Genomic DNA, 6,807 nt, shown 5'->3' with positions numbered 1-6,807 from the left:
GTCGACGACGGTCTACCAGAAACTGCGCAGCGACATCATCCAGGGCGAATTCAGGCCGGGTGAGAAGCTGCGCATCGAGGGGATTGCCTCGACCTATGGCGTCGGCAGCAATGCGGTCCGCGAGGCCCTGTCGCGGCTGTCATCGGAGCGCCTCGTCGAGCGGCACGAGCAGCGTGGCTTCTCGGTGCCGACGATTGCCCTCGACGATTGGCGGGTCCTCGTCCGCACGCGCTGCTGGCTCGAAACCAGGGCGCTCGAGGAAGCGATCAGCCATCGTGACGAGCGCTGGGAGGAAGGCATCGTGCTCGCCCTCCACCGGCTCTCGCGCTATCGCTCGGATCTCCCTGCGGAGCGCGCCGCTTGGGAGGACGCCCATCGCAATTTCCACCGGGCGCTGCTGGCGAATTGCGGGTCGCCCTGGCTGCTCGAGTTCYGCGAGATCCTGGCCGACCATGCCTCGCGCTATATCTCGATCTCGCACGCCTTTGGCAGGATGCCGCGCAATGGGCAGAGCGAGCACGAGGCGCTGATGAAGGCGGTGCTCAACGGCACCCCGCAAGAGGCCTGTGCCCTGCTCGTCGCGCACTACACCAAGACGCTCCAGACGATCGAGGAACTGTTCACGGAGGAGCGTTTCGCAGCCCTTGCGACCGGGCCCGGGAGCACACGCACCGCGGAATTCACGGAGTGACCACAGCGACGCTACGCGGAAATCTGATCTCCGCGTCGGCAAATCTGTGGGGAGCGCCGTTGTTTCGAGTGTCGCCTCCAGCCCGATCTTGCCGGGCCTCTTCCCGTCTCCGCCCGCCGCAGCGACGAACGTGGCTGGCGTGTCTGACTGGACCTCAGGACAGTCGATGGTCAGGCTCGGCGACAAGGCCGAAATCCTCCTGGAGCCCCCCGGACCCGGCAATGGGCTCGTGAGCCGAAGGTGCGCATATTGGCGTAAGGCATCGCTCGTCAGAAGCCGACCGATGCGGTCGTAAACGGCAAGCCCGTCACGCGGTGCCTGTTCGGAAGCGGCAAAAGTCAGACGATTGCCGAACACCGGATTGTCCATGGTAGTGGACATGCTTGGTGGTGTGGCGATCGTCTGGGCAGCTGACGCGGCGGCCCCGATAATTCGCGTGAGATGGTTCGGTTTCTGCTCGAAAGCTGAGGCGTGGGATTGCACGAGAAGGATCACGTTTCGGGTCGGCCGACATTGACGAAGGCGAAGTCCGCATGCCCTCACTCTGCCCCGCCTCTGCCGACTGCCGACGGACGAGCGCCCTCGACAGACTCACGGCGCGGCAAACGGCCATGCAGGATCACATAGGCGACGAGCCCGATCACCAGCCCCCAGAACGCCCCGCCGATGCCGAGCAGGCTGATCTTGGCCGATGAGGCAAGGAACGTGATCAACGCCGCCTCACGCGACCTCTGGTCGGCCATAGCGCTGGCGAGACTGCCGCCAATCGTGCCCATTAGCGCCAGCCCTGCGAGCGTCGTGATGAAGGTCGCTGGGAATGCCATGAAGACCGCCGCCAGAGCCACGCCGAAGACGCCGACAAGCACATAGAAAACGCCTGCGGCGATTCCTGCGATCCACCGTTTGGACGGATCCTCATGCGCTTCCTTGCCCGTGCAGATCGCCGCGGTGATCGCTGCGATGTTGAAGGCGTGGGAACCGAACGGCGCCATGATCAGCGAACCGAGACCTGTCACGGTCACGATCGGATTGGCGCTGGTCCTGAAGCCGTCATTGCGCAGGACGAGCATCCCCGGCATGTACTGCCCGGTCAACGTGATCAGGAACAGCGGCAACGCGACGCTCAAGAGCGCATTGAGCGAAATGTCCGGCGCAGTGAACACCGGAGCCGCAAGMTTGAACTGAAGCCCCGCGAGATCGACACGTCCCTGCACAGTCAAGAAGGCGAGGCCGAGCACCAGAATGCCAACGATAGCATAGCGAGGGATGAAGCGCTTCAGCACGAGATAGGCGATGATCAGAAGCCCAACCAGCAGAGGATCGACGCTCGCACCGCCAAACGCGCCGATGCCGAACTGCAGCAGGATACCGGCGAGCAAGCCTGATGCGATGCCCGGCGGGATCAGCCTGACGACCTTCTCGAAATAGCCCGACAGCCCGAGGGCGACGAATGCGGCCGCCGAGATCAGGTAAGCACCGACCGCCTCGGCATAAGGGGTCGTGGCGAGTGCCGTGACGAGGAACGCCGCCGCCGGCGTCGACCAGGCCGTGATGATCGGCTCGCGAAAGTGCCAGCTCAGATAGATCCCCGTCAGCCCCACGCCGATTGAAACAGACCAGACCCAGGATGCCGTCAGCTCCGGGCTGAGCCCCGCAACCTTTGCGGCCTGAAAGACCAGAATGAAGGTTCCCCCATAGTTGACGATGACAGAGATCAGTCCCGCGACGATCGGAGGCGCGAGATCACTTGGAGTGAGCGATGGTGGTGACGAGACAGGCGGCATGATCGTGGTCGTTATCCTGAAAACCCGCCTGGCCCGGGCCAGCGAGGCGGCTTGACTCCTAGCGGATCAATGGTCTGTTCATCCCCTCCACTTTCTTCGAGCAAGTCAGACCAATTGTTCAAGCATTCTCAGTTGGAATCGGTGAAGGCATGGCTTGCCCATCCCGCCCATGCGGAACTGCCGCTTCACGCGCGTATTCAACGGGCTTTGCGGCAGATGATCCTCGATGGTGCGCTGGGTCCCGGCAAGCCGCTGCCGGCCTCGCGGGCGCTCGCCAAATCGCTCGGTCTCTCCCGCGACACGATCGAGGCCGCCTATGCCCAGCTCCATGCCGAGGGCTTCATCGACCGGCGGGTGGGCAGCGGCAGTTTCGTGGCTGAGATGACCGAGTTCACTCCTGGCCTCAGGCTCTCTCATCGCGGCGCACTGCGGCGTAGCCCGGCTTCGAACCTCAGCGAACGCGGAGCGGCCATCTTCCGCGGTGGCGGCGTTCGCGAGCAGCTATCTCCCCGGCCGTTTGCCCCGGGCGTACCCGAGACGCGCAGCTTTCCGCTCGCGCTCTGGCAACGCCTGGAGCGGCAGGTGCTGAAGGAGACCGGCACGCGGGCGCTTCTTCACGGAGATCCCCAGGGCGCGGAGCCGCTTCGACGCGCTATTGCAGACTATGTCAACCTGGAGAGAGGCGCCCGCGCTCATCCCKACCGCGTGCTGGTCCTGACAAGCTCACAACAGGCAGTGGCGCTCTGCGCCAATATGCTGCTGGATCCTGGAGACCGCATCTTTATCGAGGATCCAGCCTATTACGGGGCACGCAAGGCCTTCGATGCAGCCGGTCTGGAATCTGCGCCTATCCGCGTCGACGATCAGGGAATTCTGGTCGAGCAACTGCGTGACGATCCGCGCAAGGCCAAGGCCGTCTTCCTGACGCCGTCCCATCAGTTTCCGACGGGCGCGACACTTGCGCTCGACCGGCGTCTCTCCCTGATCGAATGGGCAGCGAAGCATCAGGCCTGGATCATCGAGGACGACTACGACAGCGAGTTTCACTACGCCGGCAAACCAATGGCCTGCGTTCAGGGTCTCGATCAGCATGACCGGACCGTCTATATCGGCACATTCACGAAATCGCTCTTTCCAGGCTTGCGGGTCGGCTATGTCGTGCTGCCCCCGCAGCTGGTCAAGCCAATGACGATTGCGCGCACGCTCCTGGACGGCCACACCGCCTCGATCGCGCAATTGACACTCGCCCGTTTTATGGAGGGAGGACATTTCGGAGCGCATGTTCGCGCCATGCGTAATGTCTACGCCGAGCGGCTCGAAATCCTGGCAAGCCTCGTGCGGACGGAGCTTTCGGCTTTCGTCGAGCCTCGGGTCCCGATCGGTGGACTCCAGATGCCGTGCGCGCTGACCGGCGACCTTTCAGAGCGTGCGGCCATCGACGCCGCGCAGCGCGTTGGCGTCGAGCTTCTGGGTCTGTCGGCCCTTCATGCTTCTGGCAATGGCGAGGCTGGCTTTCTGATGGGCTTCGCGGCCTACACTCCGGCCGAGCTTGAGGTCGCAGTCAAGCAGCTCTCGAGCGCATTCCGGACTGTGAAGAGCGCGTAGACCGGGGCAGTCCGGCTCACCGCAAATGGCCGGCCTTATCCTCTGCAAGTGGATGGGTGCAGCAGGCCATTTTCAAGATAAATACCGACGAAGCGATCCGCCGCAGATCAACAGTCGCATGTGCCAGGACTACACTTCATCTGGGTATAACGGACCTGCATCAAGGCGGGATCGTCGGGTTGCCGCCCTCGGCAAGGTCTTCGCAAGACTTGCCCGGCGGTCTCATCTGGAGCTTGCTTCGACATGAATGCACCATCGACGGGCGCCCTTTCGGCCGAGGATATCGCCCGCTTCGGTCATGACCCTGCCGAAGCATTTGCGATGAACCTGAAAGCCGTTCAGGAGCGCATCGCGTCAGCGTGCCAGGGCTGCGGGCGAAATCCAGTCGATGTGCATCTGCTGCCGGTCACCAAGACGGTTCCCGCCCATATCCTGCGGCTCGCCTTTGCTGCAGGCATCTCCAGCTTTGGGGAGAACAAGCTTCAGGAGGCCCGGGACAAGCGGTCGGTGCTTGGCGACCTGCCGATCCGCTGGAGCATCATCGGTCACCTCCAGACGAACAAGGTCAAGTATCTCGCCCGCTTCGCCACGGAGTTCCATGCCCTCGACAGCGTCCGGCTGGCCGATGAGCTCAACCGCCGGCTGGAGGCCGAGGGGCGCGACCTCGACGTCTTCGTTCAGGTGAACACGTCCGGCGAGGCCAGCAAGTACGGCCTGCATCCCGACGATCTTGTGTCGTTCGTCGAATGTCTGTCCGAGTACCCTCGCCTGAAGCCGCGCGGCCTCATGACGCTGGCAATCTTCAGTGCGGATTCCGAGCGCGTGCGCGCCTGTTTCCGGCTGCTGCGGACCCTGCGGGACCGCGCCGTCAGCATCGATCCCGGCCTTGTGCAGTTGTCGATGGGTATGTCGGGTGACTTCGAGTGCGCCATCGAGGAAGGCGCCGACGTCGTTCGGGTCGGCCAGGCCATTTTCGGTGCGCGACCGACCAGCGACGCGCTCTACTGGCCTGGTCTCATCCCGACCTCGCGACCGGAAGAGTGACGACACCGAGCCGAGCCTGTTCTGTTTCCGAAAGCAGACATGATCCGGCGGCAATGCGGGTTGCCGRCTGCGCCTCATGCAGCTTCGTCAGGCCCAGGTCTTCACCGCTGTGTCAGGTCAGCAACTGCCCGCCATCGACGACGATCGTTTGCCCGGTCACCCAGCTTGCCATGTCGCTCGCCAGGAACAGGGCGACATTGGCGACCTCTCCCGGCGCCCCGAAGCGCCCCCAGGGAATGCTGCCGAGCGTGCGCTCGTAGAGCTGCGGATCGGTCGTCTTGCGATTTTCCCACGAGCCGCCCGGAAACGCGATCGAGCCCGGCGCGATGGCGTTGACCCGGATGCGCTTCGGTGCGAGCGCCCGCCCCTGCCCCATGGTGTAGTTGACCACGGCCGCCTTGATGGCAGCGTAGGGCAGCGAACGCGGCACCGCCGTCAGGCCGGAAATCGACGAGATGTTGATGATGGCGCCGCCGCCCGCTTCCTCCAGGAACGGTATCGCCGTCTGGGTGGCGCGCACGGTCGCCATCAGGTCGACATTGATGCTGGCAAGCCAGCCGCTCTCGTCATCCTTCGAGCCGAAGCCCGACGCGTTGTTGATCAGGATGTCGATGCCGCCGAGCGCGCGAGCAGCGTCAGCCACAAAGCTCGCGGCCGCAGAGCCCTCGCCGAGATCGCATGCCATGCTGAAAACCGCCCCGCCATGCCGCTTCAACTCGGCTTCGACGGCGCTGAGCCCCTCGGGATTGCGAGCGCAGATCGCCACATCGGCGCCTGCCGCCGCGAAAGAGAGCGCGATGGATCGCCCGATGCCGCGGCTGCCGCCTGCGACGACGACCTTCTTGCCCCTGAAGGAGATTTCCATTCCGTAGCCCCGTTCAAACCATTTGACTGATCACGCCATGGTGCGCTTTCGGCAAACCGGCCTCAATCCGAATATGGCCCGGCGTCGATGTGTCCACACCCCAGTGAGGGGCGGATCATGCCGGCCGCTCCATCGCGGGCGCGAACTCCTTTTTCGGGGCAAGGGGCAATTTCTGTCGCGCATCACCGGCGGGCATCCCGGAGGCGATAGGCGCCGATCGAAACCCGGGTCGCTCAGAGGGTGAGCGGCATCCTGAATCTGAACCGCGTGCCCTCGGATGTCGAGATGACATCCAGCGTGCCTGCATGCGCCTTGGCGATCTGCGCGCAGATATAGAGGCCAAGACCGAGGCCCTGCTGGTGGGATCTGGCGGAGGCGCGCACGAAGGGTTTGAAGAGCTCGGCCATGATCTCAGGCGGGATTGGCTCTCCGGAATTCGAGACCGACAGCTCGAAATAGTCGGGAGACCGATGAGCGTCCACGATCACGGGGCCGTCCTCGGCGCCGTGCCTCAATGCGTTGGCGATGAGGTTCGACGCCATCTGGGCGATGCGCGCCGGGTCGCAGTCGATGACGCCGTCGAACCGCAGCGCCGCCGCGATCTCGCGATCGGGATATGCGGTCTGGAGTTCGCCGATCACCTGCTCTAGCGCAGGCTTCAGGTTCGTCTCGGCACCGCGCTCGAGAATGAACCCGCCGCCCAGTCGCCCGCGTGCGAAATCGAGAACGTCGTCGATCAGGCGCGACATCCGGCCAACGCTGCTCTGCATCATCGTCGCCAGCGTGCGCACCTTCGCCATGTCATCGCTCTTCAGCAC

6 protein-coding genes are annotated in these 6,807 nt (G+C 64.1%); 3 read left to right on the top strand and 3 right to left on the bottom strand.

Going from position 1 to position 6,807, the window contains the following annotated elements; translation table 11 throughout:
- Positions 1-691: GntR family transcriptional regulator (locus AC1DRP_RS33580; protein WP_476770787.1), on the top strand; the 691-nt coding region annotated here is incomplete at its 5' end.
- A gap of 539 nt (positions 692-1,230) precedes the next feature.
- Here the strand turns inward: AC1DRP_RS33580 and AC1DRP_RS33575 are convergent.
- The gene (locus tag AC1DRP_RS33575) at positions 1,231-2,475 is read right to left on the bottom strand and encodes a benzoate/H(+) symporter BenE family transporter (RefSeq protein ID WP_476770786.1); all 1,245 of its coding nucleotides are present in this window, start codon (positions 2,473-2,475) and stop codon (positions 1,231-1,233) included.
- A gap of 114 nt (positions 2,476-2,589) precedes the next feature.
- On the opposite strand from AC1DRP_RS33575, the gene pdxR reads away from it, so the two are divergent.
- Together pdxR and AC1DRP_RS33565 are read left to right on the top strand one after the other, a co-directional pair.
- Entirely contained in the window at positions 2,590-4,080 is a 1,491-nt protein-coding gene (pdxR, locus tag AC1DRP_RS33570; protein WP_476770785.1) for a MocR-like pyridoxine biosynthesis transcription factor PdxR, read from the top strand.
- Between the two features lie 243 nt (positions 4,081-4,323).
- Positions 4,324-5,124 (top strand): YggS family pyridoxal phosphate-dependent enzyme, encoded by an 801-nt coding sequence (locus tag AC1DRP_RS33565; protein WP_476770784.1) that lies wholly within the window; start codon positions 4,324-4,326, stop codon positions 5,122-5,124.
- 112 nt (positions 5,125-5,236) lie between these two features.
- On the opposite strand, the gene AC1DRP_RS33560 is transcribed toward AC1DRP_RS33565, so the two are convergent.
- Both AC1DRP_RS33560 and AC1DRP_RS33555 read right to left on the bottom strand, forming a co-directional pair.
- Entirely contained in the window at positions 5,237-5,989 is a 753-nt protein-coding gene (locus tag AC1DRP_RS33560; protein ID WP_441491032.1) for an SDR family NAD(P)-dependent oxidoreductase, read from the bottom strand.
- 233 nt (positions 5,990-6,222) lie between these two features.
- Positions 6,223-6,807, bottom strand: a 585-nt coding sequence (locus AC1DRP_RS33555; protein ID WP_476770783.1) for a sensor histidine kinase, incomplete at its 5' end; no start/stop codon positions are given.

The organism is Allobosea sp. 01N443, from assembly GCF_056399325.1.
This window is presented reverse-complemented; position numbering and strand designations above follow the sequence as displayed.